Annotated in this window: 20 protein-coding genes and 1 pseudogene; 8 read left to right on the plus strand and 13 right to left on the minus strand. The window is 64.7% G+C overall.

Translation table 11 applies throughout. The features are described 5' to 3' along the window. Positions 1 to 41: 41 nt before the first annotated feature. The 3 genes from catA to BOX17_RS05895 form a co-directional block, all read right to left on the minus strand. Positions 42 to 1,016 (minus strand): catechol 1,2-dioxygenase, encoded by a 975-nt coding sequence (catA, locus tag BOX17_RS05885; RefSeq protein ID WP_071942661.1) that lies wholly within the window; start codon positions 1,014 to 1,016, stop codon positions 42 to 44. A 68-nt stretch (positions 1,017 to 1,084) separates the two neighbouring features. Further along, complete coding sequence (gene catC / locus BOX17_RS05890) at positions 1,085 to 1,375, minus strand: muconolactone Delta-isomerase (RefSeq protein ID WP_071942663.1); 291 nt, start codon at positions 1,373 to 1,375, stop codon at positions 1,085 to 1,087. Positions 1,376 to 1,388: 13 nt separating this feature from the next. Continuing rightward, entirely contained in the window at positions 1,389 to 2,510 is a 1,122-nt protein-coding gene (locus tag BOX17_RS05895; protein ID WP_071942664.1) for a muconate cycloisomerase family protein, read from the minus strand. Between the two features lie 105 nt (positions 2,511 to 2,615). On the opposite strand from BOX17_RS05895, the gene BOX17_RS05900 reads away from it, so the two are divergent. The 3 genes from BOX17_RS05900 to BOX17_RS17055 all read left to right on the plus strand — a co-directional run bounded on the left by BOX17_RS05900 (position 2,616) and on the right by BOX17_RS17055 (position 4,318). After that, positions 2,616 to 3,518 carry a LysR family transcriptional regulator gene (locus BOX17_RS05900; RefSeq protein ID WP_071942666.1) on the plus strand — a complete coding sequence of 301 codons (903 nt, stop codon included), beginning with the start codon at positions 2,616 to 2,618 and terminating at the stop codon, positions 3,516 to 3,518. A gap of 101 nt (positions 3,519 to 3,619) precedes the next feature. Further along, positions 3,620 to 3,895 (plus strand): peptidase dimerization domain-containing protein, encoded by a 276-nt coding sequence (locus tag BOX17_RS17050; protein ID WP_208858097.1) that lies wholly within the window; start codon positions 3,620 to 3,622, stop codon positions 3,893 to 3,895. Between the two features lie 57 nt (positions 3,896 to 3,952). Further along, a complete protein-coding gene (locus BOX17_RS17055; protein WP_071942670.1) occupies positions 3,953 to 4,318 on the plus strand; it encodes a zinc-binding metallopeptidase family protein in 366 nt (121 codons plus the stop codon). A gap of 140 nt (positions 4,319 to 4,458) precedes the next feature. Here the strand turns inward: BOX17_RS17055 and BOX17_RS05915 are convergent, their stop codons facing one another. Next, positions 4,459 to 5,367: a LysR family transcriptional regulator gene (locus BOX17_RS05915; RefSeq protein WP_071942672.1), complete on the minus strand. Its 909-nt coding sequence runs from the start codon at positions 5,365 to 5,367 to the stop codon at positions 4,459 to 4,461. A gap of 164 nt (positions 5,368 to 5,531) precedes the next feature. Between BOX17_RS05915 and BOX17_RS05920 the strand changes: the two genes are divergently transcribed. Together BOX17_RS05920 and BOX17_RS05925 are read left to right on the plus strand one after the other, a co-directional pair. Next, positions 5,532 to 6,023 carry a DoxX family protein gene (locus tag BOX17_RS05920; RefSeq protein WP_071946684.1) on the plus strand — a complete coding sequence of 164 codons (492 nt, stop codon included), beginning with the start codon at positions 5,532 to 5,534 and terminating at the stop codon, positions 6,021 to 6,023. A 121-nt stretch (positions 6,024 to 6,144) separates the two neighbouring features. After that, positions 6,145 to 6,954: a DODA-type extradiol aromatic ring-opening family dioxygenase gene (locus BOX17_RS05925; protein WP_071942674.1), complete on the plus strand. Its 810-nt coding sequence runs from the start codon at positions 6,145 to 6,147 to the stop codon at positions 6,952 to 6,954. A gap of 161 nt (positions 6,955 to 7,115) precedes the next feature. Here the strand turns inward: BOX17_RS05925 and BOX17_RS05930 are convergent, their stop codons facing one another. Further along, positions 7,116 to 7,943: a 3-oxoadipate:acetyl-CoA acetyltransferase gene (locus BOX17_RS05930; protein ID WP_071942676.1), complete on the minus strand. Its 828-nt coding sequence runs from the start codon at positions 7,941 to 7,943 to the stop codon at positions 7,116 to 7,118. A gap of 638 nt (positions 7,944 to 8,581) precedes the next feature. Between BOX17_RS05930 and BOX17_RS05935 the strand changes: the two genes are divergently transcribed. Beyond that, entirely contained in the window at positions 8,582 to 9,742 is a 1,161-nt protein-coding gene (locus tag BOX17_RS05935) for a DcaP family trimeric outer membrane transporter (protein WP_125925531.1), read from the plus strand. A 245-nt stretch (positions 9,743 to 9,987) separates the two neighbouring features. Further along, a pseudogene (locus BOX17_RS17150) lies at positions 9,988 to 10,092 on the plus strand (IS481 family transposase); the annotation flags it as partial. Between the two features lie 34 nt (positions 10,093 to 10,126). Here the strand turns inward: BOX17_RS17150 and BOX17_RS05940 are convergent. The 8 genes from BOX17_RS05940 to BOX17_RS05975 form a co-directional block, all read right to left on the minus strand. Then, positions 10,127 to 10,528, minus strand: a complete 402-nt coding sequence (locus BOX17_RS05940) for a nuclear transport factor 2 family protein (RefSeq protein ID WP_071942679.1) — start codon at positions 10,526 to 10,528, stop codon at positions 10,127 to 10,129. Positions 10,529 to 10,557: 29 nt separating this feature from the next. Beyond that, the gene (locus BOX17_RS05945; protein WP_071942681.1) at positions 10,558 to 10,758 is read right to left on the minus strand and encodes a hypothetical protein; all 201 of its coding nucleotides are present in this window, start codon (positions 10,756 to 10,758) and stop codon (positions 10,558 to 10,560) included. Positions 10,759 to 11,027: 269 nt separating this feature from the next. Beyond that, positions 11,028 to 11,291: a carboxymuconolactone decarboxylase family protein gene (locus BOX17_RS17155; RefSeq protein WP_164508627.1), complete on the minus strand. Its 264-nt coding sequence runs from the start codon at positions 11,289 to 11,291 to the stop codon at positions 11,028 to 11,030. Positions 11,292 to 11,410: 119 nt separating this feature from the next. Further along, the gene (locus BOX17_RS05955) at positions 11,411 to 12,205 is read right to left on the minus strand and encodes an alpha/beta fold hydrolase (RefSeq protein WP_071942683.1); all 795 of its coding nucleotides are present in this window, start codon (positions 12,203 to 12,205) and stop codon (positions 11,411 to 11,413) included. Between the two features lie 78 nt (positions 12,206 to 12,283). Further along, complete coding sequence (gene pcaF / locus BOX17_RS05960; RefSeq protein ID WP_071942685.1) at positions 12,284 to 13,486, minus strand: 3-oxoadipyl-CoA thiolase; 1,203 nt, start codon at positions 13,484 to 13,486, stop codon at positions 12,284 to 12,286. Positions 13,487 to 13,499: 13 nt separating this feature from the next. Next, positions 13,500 to 14,273 (minus strand): CoA-transferase subunit beta, encoded by a 774-nt coding sequence (locus tag BOX17_RS05965; RefSeq protein WP_071942686.1) that lies wholly within the window; start codon positions 14,271 to 14,273, stop codon positions 13,500 to 13,502. Then, positions 14,273 to 15,103: a CoA transferase subunit A gene (locus tag BOX17_RS05970; protein WP_071942688.1), complete on the minus strand. Its 831-nt coding sequence runs from the start codon at positions 15,101 to 15,103 to the stop codon at positions 14,273 to 14,275. The genes BOX17_RS05965 and BOX17_RS05970 overlap by 1 nt, the downstream gene beginning before the upstream one ends. A gap of 206 nt (positions 15,104 to 15,309) precedes the next feature. Next, positions 15,310 to 15,822: a lyase family protein gene (locus BOX17_RS05975; RefSeq protein WP_244272248.1), complete on the minus strand. Its 513-nt coding sequence runs from the start codon at positions 15,820 to 15,822 to the stop codon at positions 15,310 to 15,312. A 380-nt stretch (positions 15,823 to 16,202) separates the two neighbouring features. On the opposite strand from BOX17_RS05975, the gene BOX17_RS05980 reads away from it, so the two are divergent. Then, positions 16,203 to 16,994, plus strand: a complete 792-nt coding sequence (locus tag BOX17_RS05980; protein WP_208858098.1) for an IclR family transcriptional regulator domain-containing protein — start codon at positions 16,203 to 16,205, stop codon at positions 16,992 to 16,994. Positions 16,995 to 17,020: the final 26 nt, after the last annotated feature.

Consider the following 17,020-nt stretch of genomic DNA (forward strand, 5'->3'; position numbering starts at 1 on the left):
GCCCCCGGCGCTCCTCCCGTGAGGTCAATGGCAGGGGCCGATCAGACCTTGGCGGTGCCGGCCAGCTGGCTGTGCTTGTCCTGCTCGTCTTCCTTGGCCCGCGGGCGGGCGTGGCGCACCTGCAGCTCGGGGGCGTCGGTCTTCGCCAGCTCGATGTCGAACACCACCTCGGCGAAGGGGCCATCCAGCTCGCGCTTGGCGATCTCGTCCTTGTCCTCGATGCGGTTGGCCGGCACCACTAGCTCCTCGCGGGTGGCGAAGGCGAAGTCGTCGAAGGTGTAGGGGTCGCCGGCCAGGTTGATCTGGGTGGTCAGGTGCTTGTGGCCGGGCGCCGAGATGAAGTAGTGGATATGCGCCGGGCGCTGGCCGTGACGGCCGAGCAGGTCGAGCACCTGCTGGGTCGGGCTGTCCGGCGGGCAGCCGTAGCCGGAGGGGATGATGCTGCGCGCGGTGTAGCGGCCCTCGGCATCGGTGATGATGCTGCGGCGCAGGTTGTACTCGGACTGGGTCGGATCGAAGAAGGAGTAGCCGCCCTTGGAGTTGGCGTGCCAGATCTCGACCTTGGCGCCGACGACGGGCTGGCCGTCGACGTCACGCACCTGGCCGGTCAGCCACATGGTCTCGCCGTCGTTGTCCTGGCCGTCGTCCATGCGCGCGAAGCCCTCGGCCTCCGGGGCACCGGCCACGTAGAGCGGACCCTCGATGGTGCGCGGGGTGCCGCCCAGCAGGCCACGCTCGGCGTCGGCGGCATCCATGCGCATGTCCAGGTAGTGATCGAAACCGAGCCCCGGGGCCAGCAGGCCGAACTGGGTGCCGTTGCCCAGCGCGTTGAGCACGCTGACGGCGGACCAGAACTCCTCGGCGCTGACGTCGTAGTCGTCCATCAGGCGGAACAGGTCGGACAGCAGGCGGTGCATGATCTGCTTGGCGCGCTCGCTGCCGCCGTCCTGGTCAAAGCCGGCGACGGTATTGAGGAAGTCCTGGACCTCGGGGGTATCGAAAATCTTCACGGTCATGGTCGGGTTCTCCTAATCGTTATCTGTTCTTGGCCCGCCCGCGGGAGCTGGCTTGCATCATCCGCGACTCAGGTGTCGTCCTCGCGGATGGAGGACGGATGGCGACACAATGGCTTGACGCTGATCTCCATGTAGGGGAAGAGCGGCAGGTTGCTGACCAGCTCCTGCAGCTCGACGTTATCGTCGACGTCGAAGATGCTGACATTCGAGTAGCTGCCGGCCACGCGCCACAGGTGGCGCCACTTGCCAGCGCGCTGCAACTCCTGGGAGTAGGCCTTCTCGGTTGCCTTGATCTCGGCAGCCTGCTCGGCCGGCATGGACGGCGGCAGCTTGACGGTCATTTCCACCTGAAACAGCATGACGTTCTCCTTTTCAGTTCTTGCGCGCATAGTGCGCGAGCTTGTCTTCATCCAGAGTGACGCCCAGGCCAGGCCCCTTAGGCAGCTCGACGCCGAACTCTGTGTAGTTCAACGGATTGGCCACGATGTCGTCCTTGAGCAGCAGCGGGCCGAACATCTCGGTGCCCCAGGCCATCTCGGGCAGCGTCGCCCAAGCATGCAGGGACGCGGCGGTGCCGATGGTGCCCTCGAGCAGGGTGCCACCATAGAGGCCGATGCCGGCGGCCTGGGCCACATGGGCCAGTTCCAGCACCCCGTTGATCCCACCGGACTTGGCGATCTTCAGCGCGAAGGCGCCGCTGAAGCCCCCGGCGGCGAGTTGCAGGCCGTCGCGGGCATCCTGCACCCCCTCGTCGGCCAGCATGGGCACGTTGAAGCGCTGCGACAGGCGGATCAGGCCGGCCTGCTCGCGGGCGGGAATGGCCTGCTCGATCAGCTCGATGCCGGCGTCCTGTAGCGCCTGGATACCTCGCACCGCGGTGGGCTCGTCCCAGGCCTGGTTGACGTCGACCCGCACGCTTGCCCTGTCGCCCAGCGCCTCCTTGATGGCAGCCACGTGGCGTACGTCCTGTTCCACGGGATTGGCACCAATCTTCAGCTTGAAGTCGCCGTGGCGACGCTGCTCAAGACGCAGCAGGGCCTCGTCGATGTCCTTGCGGGTATCGCCGCTGGCCAGGGTCCAGAGCACCGGCAGGTGCGTCTGGCGGGCGCCACCCAGCAGTTCGGCCACCGAGAGGCCCAGGCGCTTGCCCTGGGCATCGAGCAGCGCAGTCTCCAGCGCTGACTTGGCGATGGCGTTGCCGTGGGCCTGGCGGTTCAGCCGGGCACGCAGCGCGTGGATGTTGCCCGAGGGCTGGCCGATCAGCATCGGCGCCAGGTAGGTATCGATGTTGGTCTTGATGCTCTCGGGGCTCTCGGGGCCGTAGGCCAGGCCGCCGATGGTGGTTCCCTCGCCGAGTCCCTCGATGCCATCGCTGTGACGCATCCGCACGATGACCATGGTCTGGCAGGCCATGGTGGTCATGGAGAGCTTGTGGGGGCGGATGGTCGGCAGGTCGACCAGCAGCGTCTCGATGCTTTCAATCACGGATGACATGGGAGGCTCCGAAGTCCGGGAATATGGTTATTGAAGGACAGTCTGATTGCAGCTTGCAGACCGAACCAATATTGTTTGGGTGCCCTGCCATACCCAGGAGGTATCATGGAACTTCGTCATCTCAGGTACTTCTGCGTGGTCGCCGAGGAGTTGAACCTGACCTGTGCCGCCGAGCGGCTGCACATGTCACAGCCCCCTTTATCGAGACAAATCAAACAGCTGGAGAAAGAGGTAGGGGCCGAATTATTCGAGCGGGGCTCACGTGGATTGCGTCTGACCCCCACCGGGCAGTTCTTCCGGCAGCACGCCATCCAGATACTGGAAAAGTTGGACGCTACCCTGGAGGCCACAAGGCGCATGGCCCGCAGCCAGCGCGTCATGTTCGGCATCGGCTTCGTGCCGTCGGTGTTCTATGGCCAATTGCCGCTGCTGGTCCGCGACTTACGACAAAAGGATAATGTCGAGCTGAGCCTGGCGGAGCTGACCACGGTGCAGCAGATCCAGGCGCTGAAAGCGGGTCGCATCGACCTCGGGTTCGGCCGTCTCAGGATCGACGACCCGGACGTGGAGCAGGAAGTGCTGTTCGACGAGCCGATTCTGGCCGCCCTGCCGGCGGGCCATCCGCTGGAAGGTACCACCCCGACCCTAGAGCAGCTCGCCCGCTACCCGCTGGTCCTGTTTCCTGCCAAGCCGCGCCCCAGCATGGCCGACATGGTGCTCGGGCTCTTCCGCCGCCAGGGGCTGAAGGTCGAAGTGGCCCAGGAGGCCAATGAACTACAGACGGCACTAAGCCTGGTGCACTCAGAGATAGGCATCAGTCTGGTGCCCGAGCAGGTCAAGCGCGTGCAACGGGACGGCATCAGCTATGTCTATCTCGCCGACAGGAGCATCACCATCCCCGTCATCTGCAGCCGGCGCCGCGGGGAAGTCCCCTCCCCCGTGATGCAGGAGGCCAACGCCATCCTCGAGGTGCTGGTGGAGAATCGCCGTAGCGGGCGATATCCATGAGGGGGCAGCAGCCCGACGGCCGTGGCCACCCGGGACTGATGTCGATATGCCCCCTTATACGCACACTTCGTCTACCTGCTCCAGCAAGTTGTGGAGCGCCGGTGAATCATTGCTCGACCGCCAGGCCATCCAAGCGGCATGTCGCAGGCCTCGAGTTCCGACAGATGGTGGACCCGGTGGTGATCGCCGCTCACGTGGTGACGCGCCTGCAGACCATCGTCTCCCGCGAAGTGCCGCCGGAGGAGACCGTGGCGGTCACCGTCGGAAAGCTGTATGCCGGTACCCAGGCCAACATCATTCCCCACTCCGTCGAGCTCGAGATCAATATCCGCAGCTTCGACAACGCTATCCACCGGCAGGTGGTGGGGGCCATCTAGCGCATCGTGCGAGCCGAGTGCGAGGCCGGCCGCGCTCCGAGGCCTCCGGCATTCCGGGTGCTCAACGAGACCCTCGCGCTGCACAACGATCCTACGGTGGTCGACCATGTTCGCCGTGCCCACGGCAAGCACTTTGGAGAGGACAACCTCTATGACATGCCATGCCTCAACGGCAGCGAGGACTTCCCCTACTTCGGCAGCGCCGAGGACGGCGGTTTCGGCGGCGAAGACATCCCCTACGTCTACTGGTTCATAGGCGCCACCCCCGCGGAGCGCTGGGCCAAGACGCCCGGCCAGAGCGTGGCGGAGAAGATGCGCCACCTGGAAATGCCCCACTCGCCCTACTACTTCCCCGGCAATGAGGTAACGCTGCGCACCGGCATCGAGGCGATGGTGGCTGGCGCGCTGGCCTACCTGGCCTGACGCCTGGCGAAGGATCTCCTGGCGCCGGTCAATGCACTCCTCCCAACCCATGACTATCCCTCGATGATCCGGCCATGCCGAGAGAACCTCATGGAAGTGACCGGGGGAATCTTCTTCGCAAGGCGGCAGTTGATGCCACGTCAGTCGAACCTGTCCCAGAAAGGCGGATCGCCGAAATAGCCCTCCAGGAAGTCGACGAAGCACCGCACCTTGCTCGCGAGCAACTGGCGATGGGCATACACCGCGTAGAGGGATATCGGCCTGGGTTCGTGCTCCGGCAGGATGATCCGTAGATTTCCTTCCTTGATGGCGTCGCCCGAGATGAAGGTGGGCTGCAAGGCGATGCCAGCACCGGCAATGGCCGCTTCGACCAGCACATCGCCATTGTTGCTGATCAGTTCGCCGCTATGGTGTGGCTCCCGGTCAGGCAACCATCTGAAGAGCGACTCGCTGGCGTCCTGCTCCATGTAGCTGTAGTGCAGGTAACGATGCGCCCTGAGGTCCTCCGGATGCTGGGGGGTGCCATGCCGTTCCAGGTAGTCAGGAGAAGCGCACATCACCAGGCGAACCGGCGCGACCCGCTTGGCGATCAGTGATGAATTCTTCAGGTGGCCAATCCGGAGCGCCACATCGAAGCCCTCCTCGACGATATCGACCTTGCGGTCGTTCAACTGCAGGTCGATACCGACGGCGGGGTGAGCACGCTGAAAGTCGCTCAGCAACGGTGCCAGATGGCGGGTGGCGAAGGACACCGGGGCACTGATCCGCAACAGGCCCCGGGCCTGTGTCTGCAGGTCGCCGAGCTGGTGCTCCATGTCCTCGATATCCGCAAGGACCTGCTGGGCGCGCTGGTGATAGCGGGTGCCCGCTTCGGTCAGGTGGATCCTGCGCGTGGTGCGGTTGAGCAGGCGCACCCCCAGGTACTTCTCGAGCTGGGAGACGTACTTGCTGACGAGTTGTGGGGACATCTCCAGGCGCTCGGCGGCGCGGGTGAAGCCGCCTTCATTTACGACCGTGATGAAGGCCCGCATGGCATCGATACGGTCCATCAGCGACTCCAGTGACGTTGACCACCCAAATTATCAACAAAATATTTATTATTAGGCAACATTTAGCACCTTAGTCTTTATTTTTGGTGATAGTAGAGTGACGTCATCGCTTGGGGGAAGGGCCCTCGGGATACCACCACAGAGAAAGATTCGAGGTAACGATGATGAATACCAAGCTCACACAGACCCTGCTCCATTCTCGCGCCGGAATGGCCGCACTGCTCCTGCGGGTGCCGGTGGGGCTGATACTGGCCGCACATGGCGCGCAGAAGCTGTTCGGCTGGTTCGGTGGCTACGGCCTGGAAGGCACCGGGCAGTGGCTGGCGAGCATCGGCCTGGCGCCGGGCGCCCTGATGGCGCTGCTGGCCGGTGGCGCCGAGTTCTTCGGCGGGCTGGCGCTGGTGCTGGGCCTGCTGACCCGCCCGGCGGCACTGGTGTCGGCCTTCACCATGCTGGTGGCCATTTTCGCGGTGCATATCGGCAACGGCCTGTTCATGTCCAACAACGGTTACGAGTACGCCTTGACCCTGTTTGCCGCCACGTCGGCCCTGACGCTTCAGGGCGCCGGCCGCTTTTCGCTGGATACCCTGTTGCTGGCGCGCCTAGCGGGTGGCCGGACCGCACAGGGCGCTGTCACCGGAAACACGCCAGCCTGATACTGACGCGGCCATCATCGACTCTCGGGCACTGCGCTTAGCCGGATCAAGGCATAGCATCCTGGCGGCATCGTACCGGCAGGGCCCAGCGAGATCTTCCGTGAACCCAGGAGCGACAAGAATGACCACCCCCACCGATATACTCTTCATCTCCCATGGCGGCGGCCCGATGCCGCTGCTGGGGGATCCAGGCCACCGTGAGATGGTGGAGCGGCTCCAGGAGATCGCGGGCCAGCTCCACAGGCCGTCTGCCATCCTGGTCATCAGCGCCCACTGGGAAGAGTCGGTCCCGACCATCACCTCAGGCGCCAACCCGCCGCTGATCTATGACTACCACGGCTTTCCGCCTGAAGCCTACGAGATCGCGTATCCCTGTCCAGGTGAGCCGGCCCTGGCGCGGCAGGTCCACCAGGCGCTGGAGAAGGTCGGGATATCAGCACGGCTCGATGACCGGCGGGGCTTCGACCACGGGCTGTTCGTCCCGCTCAAACTGATGTACCCGGAGGCGAACATTCCCTGCGTGCAGCTGTCACTGGTCAGCAGTCTGGATGCCGCGACCCACCTGGCCATCGGCAAGGCGCTGCAGGCGCTAGACGTCGACGACCTGATGGTGATCGGGTCCGGATTCTCCTTCCATAACATGCAGGCGTTCTTTGCCCCCAACACCCCGAACAGCCAGGCCCGCAACCAGGAGTTCGAGGACTGGCTCGAGGAGACCTGCTCCTCGACGGAGATCGAGGAGGCTGAACGCGCCGAACGCCTTATCCACTGGGAGCGCGCCCCGCACGCCCGTTTCTGCCATCCTCGAGAGGAGCATCTACTCCCGCTGCATGTCTGCTACGGCCTGGCGGGCCAGCCCAGCGAGACGCATATCGCCACCAAGGTTCTCGGGAAGACGTCGGGGATGTTTCATTGGCGTGTGGCCCCATGAGCAGTCCCCGTTAATCCGAGGGCCCTTACGCCTCACTCTGAAAGAACCCTCGATTGATGCGGACCAAACTCGCTGTGTGCCGTGCCTGTCGGGCCAGAGTCGACTGCCGGCGTCGATCGAGCGTGAGGTCCAGCGCACCGAACTCCTCGGATGACGCTCCATCATACGGGCAAACTGAGGATCTCCCGGGCCTGTTGCCAGGTGGCCACCGGCCGCTCGTATTGCTCGCACAGCGCCACAGTGCGCTCGACCAGGGCCGCATTGGAGGGGGCCAGGGTATCGCGGCCGAGGCGCACGTTGTCCTCGAGCCCCGTGCGGGTGTGGCCGCCCGCGGCAATGGACCACTCGTTGAGCACGATCTGGTTGGGCCCGATACCGGCGCCGCACCACTGGGCGTCAGGCGCGATCCGGTTCAGGGTCTCGATGTAGAAGTCGAAGGTCGGCTTGTCCACCGGCATGGCGTTCTTGACGCCCATCACGAACTGCACGTAGAGCGGTGCCTTAAGCTTGCCCTGCTTGGAAAGACTGACCGCCTGGTGGATGTGCGACAGGTCGAAGGCCTCGATCTCGGGCTTGATGTCGTACTTGAGCATCTCGTCGGCGAGCCACTCCACCAGCTGGGGCGGGTTCTCGTAGACCCGATTGGGGAAGTTGTTGGAGCCCACCGAAAGGCTCGCCATGTCGGGCTTGAGCGGCAGCATGCCGCCGCGCGCTTCTCCCGCCCCGGAGCGACCACCGGTGGAGAGCTGGATGATCATGCCCGGGCAGTGGGCCCTCAGGCCTTCCATCAGCTTGGCGAACTTGTCGGGATCGGAGGTGGGCGTCTGGTCATCGTTGCGCACATGGCAGTGGGCGATGGTGGCGCCGGCCTCGAAGGCCGCCTGGGTGCTCTCGATCTGCTCCTCGATGGTGACGGGGATGGCAGGGTTGTTTTCCTTGCGCCCCACGCTGCCGGTGATGGCGACACAGATGATGCAGGGAGTGGTCATGGGAACCTCGCGTGACGTCCGAGTGCTCGCTCGGAGCATCTGGATGAGTGGTAAGGATGGGGCAGTGGCCGACGTGAATGCCGCCCATGGGTGGGGCTTGCCCCGCCCCTGCGCAGCCCGGGTTGATGGATGATGGTATCGAAGGACTCCTGGTCTGCTGTATCAAGCCCCAGCGACAGGCAGCGCTCATGGAGGCTAACCTCGCCTGACGGCATATCCGTCTGACTAGAGGGATGGTGGGTCATGGGGCATTCCCTGATGCTTGACGTCCGTATCTTCAAGGTTCGGCGCGTCTCCGCGAAGCAGAAGTTGCCTCGACACCCGTTCAAGCTTAGTTCCGGAAGCAGCGATATAACATAACAGCTTACCGTTCCAGCACTGATCTTTTGGCTTAAGGGCACGAGCGCCACCGCCCGGGTGGCCAGGACGCAAGACATGAGCAGACCTGGCAGAACGGTTCCTCATCCTTTTGTCGTAAACCAGGGTAGGCCGATTGTCACCCGCGGTCGAGGTCGTTATGGTACGTTCTGACGCCGAACGCGTGTTCGTCATGCGAACACATTACGTTTACGTCAAGGTTACCACAACAATTGATCTGCCCTCTTGCAAGGGCAGCCACGCATAGAAAGGAACCGCTAGTGACAATTCAAAAAAGCGTAAAGCATGCCACCATTTTTACCGCCGGCGCCCTGGCTCTCGCCGTGGCCAGCGCTTCACACGCCGTCGATTTCGAGGTGGGTGACACCAAGGCCAGCGTCTATGGCTATGCCAAACTGGATATCATCTACGACGTGGATGCTGACCTGGGCAACTCCATCGGCCATAAGAATATTGCCCTGGATGGCGAGCCCAGCCAGGACGGCCATTTCAACATGCATGCTTACCAGAGCCGTATCGGCTTCCAGACCACCACGCCGGTCTCTGGCAGCGACCTGGTGACCCGGATCGAGGGTGATTTCTACGGCAGCGGCGGCGGCTCCTTCCGCCTGCGCCACGCCTACGGCTCCTGGAACGGCATACTGGCTGGCCAGACCTGGAACAACTTCTACGGCTTCGTCGCCGGCAGCCCGAGCATCGACTTCACAGGTCCTCCCGGCGTCGCCGACCAGGCCCGCCAAGCCCAGTTGCGCTATACCACCGGCAACTTCTCAGTGGCCATCGAGGATCCGGACACCCGTGGCGGCTCCGAAGATACCGTCGATGCCACTCAGGTCAGCGAGGATGTCGCCAAGAGCAGCATGCCGGACCTGACCGCGCGCTATACCGACACCTCCGGCCCCTTCAAGTACTCCGCGTCCGCCGTGCTGCGCAGGCTCGAGTTCGATGCCGAAGGCGACGCCACCGCTACAGTGGATGACGACTCCACCTTCGGCTGGGGCATGGCCCTGGAAGCCGCCATGGACGTCTCCGAGGCGCTGACCCTGCGCGCCGGCGTCACCCACGGCGACGGCATCGGCGGTTACATGAACGTCAGCCCGCAGACCTCTCCGGCCTACCTGGCCGCCGATGGTGAACTCGAGACCCTCGAGAGCACCGGCGGTACCATCGGTGCCAGCCTCAAGGCCGGCCCGGGCGCCATCAACGCCTCCTACAACGTGGCAACCGTCGACTTGGACGATGCCGACTACTATGACGATGACGCCGACGACACCTACGAGACCGTCTACCTGAACTATATCTGGTCGCCGGCCGAGCGCATCAGCTACGGCATCGAGACCAGCTGGGCCAGCCGTGAGACCAAGGGTGGCGACGAGGGTGACGCCGTCCGCATCCAGGGCATGGTGATGTACAGCTTCTAAGCCGACCCGATGGCGGGGCCTGCTCCGCCATCATTGCGATAGCGCTTTACAGTACAAGCCACTGTGTATTCGATCCTTGCGCCCCGGCCCTTAAGCCGGGGCTTTTTCGGGTCCATCGCATTTGCCGGGAAAGCTGACCTTTTCCCCAGAAACCGGCCCACCGGCAATGTGCGATGTCCGCTACGTTTACCCTGATAGCACCGGCTGGCTCAGCCAGCGGCATGCCTTTCGATTGCCGGGCCTGCCTTCATCAGTACAACTGGCACCGCCCGCATGCCCGCCTGGACTGCCAGCCTCCTGTCAGCCGGGTGGGGCTTTCCGTGAACAGCCCGGAGGGGTTACACATCTAGCCATGGTTCCGTGAAATCCGGCGATTCGTCACAACTACGGTTTCGCCCACGCAGCCCTACTGCTATGAGCCGCGGTCTTATTGGTGATTTTCCAGACCCCTTCGCTCTTCATCAGGGCGATCACGTCCACCCAGGAATCCGACAGGTCCTCAGTGTTATCGAACCCCAGCAGGACACTGGCGATATCTCCGGCCTGGGTCACCGCAATGAAGCGCCCCTTGACCGGCCGGTGGCTGGTTGCCCATCGCTCGAAGCGGTCGCTGACAAGGCCCTTACCCAACGCCCCTTGGGCATCGATGGCAAAAATCCAGGCGTCCTCATGGAAGGCTTCCCTGAGCTTTTCACTCCCTCCTTGAAAGCCATCCACATACAGCTGAACAACCCGAACGATCTGATCGTAATCAGGGGCTTGACCAACAGAAACTGTGCGATTCAAGACGCTACTCCTTTCATGTTTCAAAACGTTCATACGAAACCATGGGCTCTCAGTTCCGCCAGACTTATCGGCACACTTCGACTGCCTATGATTCGGCCGAAGCGCTCCGGGGACCAGAGCTTGGCCAGCACCGGCATGGCCGCCTGCACGAAGGCGATGCCCAGTCCGATGTTCACGGTGACCGCCATCATCGCCAGGAAGCTCTCCGGCAGGCTGGTGGAAATGGCCACTTCGCGCCGTTGAACCCCAGCACCGTCAAGCACAGGTAGAGCCCGAGGCACCGCAGCAGGCCGGAGACCAGCATGACCTGCCGCCATTGTCCCGACTCGCCCATCGTCGCTGCCTCACCGCTCAACCTGCTCCTCCTTGCCTGCCTGCAGTGGCGATTGCTCCTGCTGGCCCAATGTGAAACGAATGAAGCCGGCACTCGGGCCGGCTTCGTATCGCGCCATCACGGAGCCATCTTAGTGCCCGAATCAATGGTCAAGCCGCAGCGCGATCAGTCTGTCTTCCTGCCCCACCCCAGCTCCTTGGCCAGCGCGAAGGCATGGTTGGCCGCCGGCACGCCGCCATAGATGGCGACATGCATCAGCACCTGACGCAGCTCCGCCTCAGTCAGCCCGATACGCTTGGCGGTCTTGAGGTGCAGGGTCAGCTCCTCACGGCCCAGCGCGGCCAGGATGCCGGTCGTGATCATGCTGCGCTCGCGACGTGTCAGGTCGTCATTGCTCCACAGCTCGCCCCAGGCCAGGCGGGTGATCATCTGCTGGAAGGGGCATCCAGGCTGGTGGCATTCTCGGTGGAGCGTGCCACGTGCTGCTCGCCCAGCACCTGCTTTCGAGTCTCGAGGCCAGTGGCATAACCCACCCCTTTAGCGCCCACCTATCCCAAGTCAACTGCCATCACCGCCAGCAGTTTCTCGGCGAACAGGCTCGGCACCTCCACGGAGGGCACGTGGCCGACGCCCTCGAAGATCTCCAGCGGCGCGCCGTCACACTCGGCCGCCAGGGCCTCCAGCGTCGCCGGCGGGGTCGCCATGTCCTCGCTGCCACCGAACAGCTGGACCCTGACACCCTTCCCCGAGAGCTTCCCCGTGAAGGTATCGCGACCCAGCATCTCGCACAGCAGCGCGTAGGCGTCATCGTCGCCACGGCCCATCTGGGTGCACCAGCCGGCCTTGAGGGCCGGCTCGGCCTGGAAGCAGGCCGGGGCGAACCAGCGGGGCACGATCTCCTCGGACATCGCCGCCAGGCCTTCCTGGCGCACGCGCCTGGCGCGGGTGTTCCACAGCTCGGCGTTGCCGATCACCGCTCCGGTGTTGGTCAGGGTGGCTGAGAGCAATCGCTCGCCGTGCTCGGCCAACAACTGCTGGCCCACCACGCCGCCGACGGAGGTCCCGGCGAAGTGGAAGCGCTCGGCACCGGCATGGTCGGCCAGCGCTAGGGCCTCGCCCGCCAGGTCGGCCGGGGTGATCGGCCCCTCGCCCCAGGCCTGGCTGGCGCCGTGGCCGGGAAGGTCCCAGGTCAGCACGCGGTAACGCGGCAGCAGCATGGGCAGGACGTCGTCCCACACCGCCTGGCTCATGCCCAGCGGATGGGCCAGCATCACCAGGGGATTGTCCTCGGCGCCGAGCAGGCGATAGGCCACGCTGCGGCCATGGATGGTCAGAAATGCCATGTCAGTCTCTCCGTTCGTTGCAACTAGAAAAGCCGGCGAGTGCTGACTGCCGGCTTACATGCTGTCCTGCGGTATCGCCTAGGCCCGCTCGATCAGGGTGGCGATGCCTTGCCCCACGCCCACGCACATGGTGCACAGGGCATAGCGCTTGCCGCTCTTCTGCAGCTCATGGGCGGCGGTCAGCAACAGACGCGCGCCGGACATGCCCAGCGGATGACCGAGCGCGATGGCACCGCCGTTGGGATTGACCCGTGGGTCGTCGTCGGCGATGCCCAAGTCACGCAGGCAAGCGAGCGCCTGGGCGGCGAAGGCCTCGTTGAGCTCGATAACGTCGATCTCGTCGAGCGACACACCGGTGCGCTCGAGCAGCTTGTTCACCGCGGGCACCGGGCCAACCCCCATGATGCGCGGCTCGACGCCGGCGGTGGCCATGCCAAGGATCCTCGCCATGGGCGTGAGGCCGTGCTTCTGCACGGCGGCGGCGCTAGCGACCAGCATGGCCGCGGCGCCGTCGTTGACCCCGGAGGCGTTGCCGGCGGTGACGCTGCCACCCTCGCGGAAGGGAGTGGGCAGGCTCGCGAGCTTCTCCAGGCTGGTCCCGCGCAGGTGCTCGTCCTGGTCGAAGATCAGCGGGTCCTGCTTGCGGCGAGGGATCTCGATGGCGGTGATCTCCTCGGCGAACCGCCCTGCATTTTGTGCGGCCGCGGCCTTCTGCTGGGAGCGCAGGGCGAAGGCATCCTGGTCCTCGCGGGCGATGGCGAACTGCTCGGCCACGTTCTCGGCGGTCTCGGGCATGGAGTCCACACCATAGGCCTGCTTCATCAGCGGGTTGATGAATCGCCAGCCGATGGTGGTGTCCTCGATCTTCTGGCTGCGGGAGAAGGCGCTGTCGGCCTTGCCCATCACGAAGGGCGCGCGGGACATGGACTCCACGCCGCCGGCCAGGGCCAGCTCCATCTCGCCGGCCTTGATGGCACGGAAGGCTGTGCCCACAGCATCCATCCCGGAGCCGCACAGGCGGTTCAGGGTGGTGCCTGGTACCGAGGTGGGAAGCCCGGCAAGCAGCGCCGACATGCGCGCCACGCTACGGTTGTCCTCGCCGGCCTGGTTGGCGCAGCCTATGAAGACATCGTCGATGGCCGCCGGATCGAGCCCCGGGGCCTCTGCCAGCACCGCCTTGTAGATGCTGGCCGCCAGGTCGTCGGGGCGCACGCTGGAGAGGGTGCCGCCGAAGCGGCCCACGGCACTGCGCCGCGGATGACAGAGGAATACGTCGCTCATTGAGGATCTCCTGTTAGTCGCCGGCGTGCTGGCGTTCGGTGCGTGCCTTCAGCTCGCGCAGGACTTCGAGCTCGCGCTCGGAGGGCTCTGGGGTGCTCTCGAGCTCGCCGGCGAAACGGATCTCCCAGCCGGTGGCCTCGACCACGTCCTCGCGGCTGACGCCCGGATGCAGCGAGACCACCGTGAGCTCCTTGGTCTCGGGATCCGGCTTCATCACGCAGAGGTCCGTGATGACGCGAGTAGGCCCCTTGCCGATGTTCGGCACACCGTCGCGGCCCTTGCCGTCTCGACCGAAGCCCAGGGTGGTGACAAAGTCCACGTCCTTCACGAGGGCCCGCTTGGAGTGCTTCAGGGTGATGAAGACCTCGCCCGCGTTGGTGGCGATCTCCGGCGCCCCGCCACCGCCCGGCAGGCGAACCTTGGGATCATGGTAGTCGCCGATCAGGGTGGTGTTGAGGTTGGCGTAGCGGTCGATCTGCGCGGTGCCCAGGAAGCCCACGCTGATCTTGCCACCCTGCAGCCAGTAGCGGAACATCTCCGGCACCGCGACCGTGGTCAGGGCCGACTCGCAGAGCTCGCCGTCGCCGATGGAGAGCGGCAGCACTTCCGGCTTGGTCTGCAGGGTGCCGGACTCGTAGATCAGCACCACGTCGGGGGCATGGGTCAGGCGCGCCAGGTTGGCCGCCTCGGAGGGCAGGCCGATGCCGACGAAGCAGGTCATGCCGTTTTCGAGTGCCCGGGCGGCGGTGACGGTCATCATCTCCGAAGACGTGTACTCGATGCTCATCAGGCCTCTCCTCCTGCTTTGTAGACGTTCTCGTCGAGCCACCGGGTGAAGGCGTCGCGGTCGCGGGCGATAGCATCCCACTCCTTGTAGAAGCGGTTGTCGCGCGGGTAGTAGCCGTGGGCATAGGAGGGAAGCGCGCCCTTCTCGGCCACGGCGATGGCATCGATGGCCCAGCCCGGGATGATGCAGGTATTGGGATGGTAGTCTGACTCGACGGTCAGGTCCTCGACGATTTCCTCGACGGTGACGATGCTCTGTCTCGCCGCCAGCACAGCCTCCTTCTGTACGCCGACGATGCCCTCCACCAGCACGTTGCCGGCCCGGTCGGCCTTCTGGGCATGGACGATGGAGACATCCGGACGCACCGCCGGCACCGCCGCCAGGCGCTCGCCGGTGAAGGGGCACTCGATGAACTTGATCTGATCGTTGACATTGGGAAGCTCACTGCCCACGTAGCCGCGCAGCACGGCCAGCGGCAGCCCGGCGGCCCCGGCCTCGAAGGCGCAGGCCATGGCGGCGTGGCTGTGCTCCAGGATCTCGATCTTGCGCGGCCAGCCCTTCTCCACGGCGTCGCGCAGGCGATGCAGGGAGCCCACGCCCGGGTTGCCACCCCAGGAGAAGATCACCTTCCTCGCGCAGCCCGCGCCGATCAGTTGATCGTAGATCAGGTCGGGGGTCATGCGAACCAGGGTCAGATCGCGCTTCTTCTGGCGGATCACCTCGTGACCCGCGGCGAAGGGAATCAGGTGGGTAAAGCCTTCCATGGCCACGGTGGCGCCGTCCTCGACGTAGCGCGCGACCGCGTCATGCAGGCTGAGAAACTCGGCCATGATGGTTCGCCTCTTGCTGTTGCGTTCCGAAGGCCACCGACAGGACATCGGCCGGCCCAATTAAGTTCGTTATGTGAACATTGGTTTGTATGGCGAACAAATTACTCCCATCGAATTCGGTCGTCAAATCCTGCCGAGCGCGCAAGAAAAAGGGAGGCCAGGCCTCCCTCACGTTTACCCCGCGCAAATGTCTCACTTGCAGTTGATTACTTGCCCTCTAACCAGACGATGGCACGCTTTACCTGGGCGCGACTGCTACCAAGGTATAAGGCTGGATCACTGGCCCGCTCGAGGCCCGCCCGCTCGACACGCCCCGCCACCTCCTCGTGCTCCATCAGGACCTCGGCATAGGGACGGTCCGTCAGGCGTGCCGCTTCGGCGGCCTCGGCAATGATGCGCTTGGCGGCGTTCTGGCCCACGACCGGGGCCAGCTGACGTGAGACCGGCTCGGCCATGATGCCGCCGCCCGCCACCGCCAGGTTGCGCCGCATCGCCTCCGGTTGCACCGCCAGCCCTTCCAGCAGCACCGCGGTCTGCTCCAGCGCGCCTTCCAGCAGCAGGGCACTGTCGAGCATAGGTGCCCACTCGGCATGCCACTCTCCCAGGCCCCGCTCAAGGGGCTGAGCCGCTGAATTGAGGATCACCGTGACATGGCCATGCACCTGGCGGGCCGATCCGCGGATCAGCGCGCAGCGTACCGGATTGCGCTTGTGCGGCATCGATGAGGACTCCCCCATGCCGGGAGCCACCGGCTCGGCCACCTCGCCGATCTCGGTCTAGCTCAGCAGTGACACGTCCAGGGCCAGCTTCTCGGCGGCGCCGGCGGCGGCATCCAGCCCCGTGGGCCTCCTAGACCTCGGCCAGGGCCAGCTCGAAGGCCAGCATGGCGTCGACCATGGCTCGAGCATTGCACTCGGCCAGCGCCTGCTGGCTCATGAAGGGGTGCTGGATCAGGGCGTCAGGCATGGAGGTCTCTCCGGTAGTAGCATGAGGCGTAGGCCAGGGGGCTTCCCCTATGGTCGCACACATGTTCGCATTTCGAACAAATATGCTAGATTAGCCCCAGGTTTTCCGGCAACACGACCAAGGACAACGACGGATGGAAACGTCCCTGCAGGACGAGGCCCTGAGCCCCGACGATCGTGACTTCGTGACCGCACTGGCCAGCGGCCTCGAGGTCATCCTGGCCTTCGACGAGGCCCACACGCGCATGACACTCAGCGAGGTGGCTGCGCGCACTGGCATGAACCGTGCCCGGGCGCGACGCTTCCTGCTGACCCTGCATGCCCTGGGCTATGTCCGCAAGCAGCAGCGCCACTTCGAGCTGGCCCCCAAGGTGCTGAACCTCGGCTATGCGTTCCTCTCGGCCAACAACTATCGCAGCGTGGTCCAGCAGATCCTCGAGGACATCACCACCGAATGTGGCGAGTCCTCATCGCTGGGCATGCTGGACGGCGACGACGTCACCTATGTGGCGCGCTCCTCCTCACGCCACCGGCTGATGGCCATCACCCTCTCCGTGGGGACGCGCCTGCCCGCGGCCCATACCTCCATGGGGCGGGTATTGCTGGCCCAGCTGCCGGAGGCCGAGCTCGACGCTTTCCTGGCGCGGGTGGTCCTCGAGCCACATACCAACAAGACCATCACCGACAAGGCCGAGCTCAAGCGCTGCATCCTCGAGGTGCGCCAGCAGGGCTACGCCATCGCCGACCAGGAGCTCGACTCCGGGTTGCGCTCGGTGGCCGTGCCGGCCTTCGATGCCAACGGCCGGCTGCTGGGCGCTATCAACATCAGTACCAATGCTGCTCGTATCGATTACGACACCCTGGTCCGCCAGTACCTGCCACTGCTGCAGGAAAAGGCTCGCCAGATTCGCGCCAGCGTCAGCTGACCCCACCTGCAATCCAAGGACGGCCA

Origin of the sequence: Halomonas aestuarii, from assembly GCF_001886615.1 — a bacterium.
GTDB lineage: Bacteria > Pseudomonadota > Gammaproteobacteria > Pseudomonadales > Halomonadaceae > Halomonas > Halomonas aestuarii.

Bases quoted from the DNA above. Each gene is read 5' to 3' on its own strand.
- BOX17_RS05895 (WP_071942664.1), bottom strand. From the start codon at position 2,510: ATGTCATCCGTGATTGAAAGCATCGAGACGCTGCTGGTCGACCTGCCG.
- catC (WP_071942663.1), bottom strand. From the start codon at position 1,375: ATGCTGTTTCAGGTGGAAATGACCGTCAAGCTGCCGCCGTCCATGCCG.
- BOX17_RS05900 (WP_071942666.1), top strand. From the start codon at position 2,616: ATGGAACTTCGTCATCTCAGGTACTTCTGCGTGGTCGCCGAGGAGTTG.
- BOX17_RS05975 (WP_244272248.1), bottom strand. From the start codon at position 15,822: ATGCCGCACAAGCGCAATCCGGTACGCTGCGCGCTGATCCGCGGATCG.
- catA (WP_071942661.1), bottom strand. From the start codon at position 1,016: ATGACCGTGAAGATTTTCGATACCCCCGAGGTCCAGGACTTCCTCAAT.
- BOX17_RS05965 (WP_071942686.1), bottom strand. From the start codon at position 14,273: ATGAGCATCGAGTACACGTCTTCGGAGATGATGACCGTCACCGCCGCC.
- BOX17_RS17155 (WP_164508627.1), bottom strand. From the start codon at position 11,291: ATGATCACCCGCCTGGCCTGGGGCGAGCTGTGGAGCAATGACGACCTG.
- BOX17_RS05955 (WP_071942683.1), bottom strand. From the start codon at position 12,205: ATGGCATTTCTGACCATCCATGGCCGCAGCGTGGCCTATCGCCTGCTC.
- BOX17_RS05980 (WP_208858098.1), top strand. From the start codon at position 16,203: ATGGAAACGTCCCTGCAGGACGAGGCCCTGAGCCCCGACGATCGTGAC.
- BOX17_RS05915 (WP_071942672.1), bottom strand. From the start codon at position 5,367: ATGGACCGTATCGATGCCATGCGGGCCTTCATCACGGTCGTAAATGAA.
- BOX17_RS05920 (WP_071946684.1), top strand. From the start codon at position 5,532: ATGAATACCAAGCTCACACAGACCCTGCTCCATTCTCGCGCCGGAATG.
- pcaF (WP_071942685.1), bottom strand. From the start codon at position 13,486: ATGAGCGACGTATTCCTCTGTCATCCGCGGCGCAGTGCCGTGGGCCGC.
- BOX17_RS05970 (WP_071942688.1), bottom strand. From the start codon at position 15,103: ATGGCCGAGTTTCTCAGCCTGCATGACGCGGTCGCGCGCTACGTCGAG.
- BOX17_RS05925 (WP_071942674.1), top strand. From the start codon at position 6,145: ATGACCACCCCCACCGATATACTCTTCATCTCCCATGGCGGCGGCCCG.
- BOX17_RS05930 (WP_071942676.1), bottom strand. From the start codon at position 7,943: ATGACCACTCCCTGCATCATCTGTGTCGCCATCACCGGCAGCGTGGGG.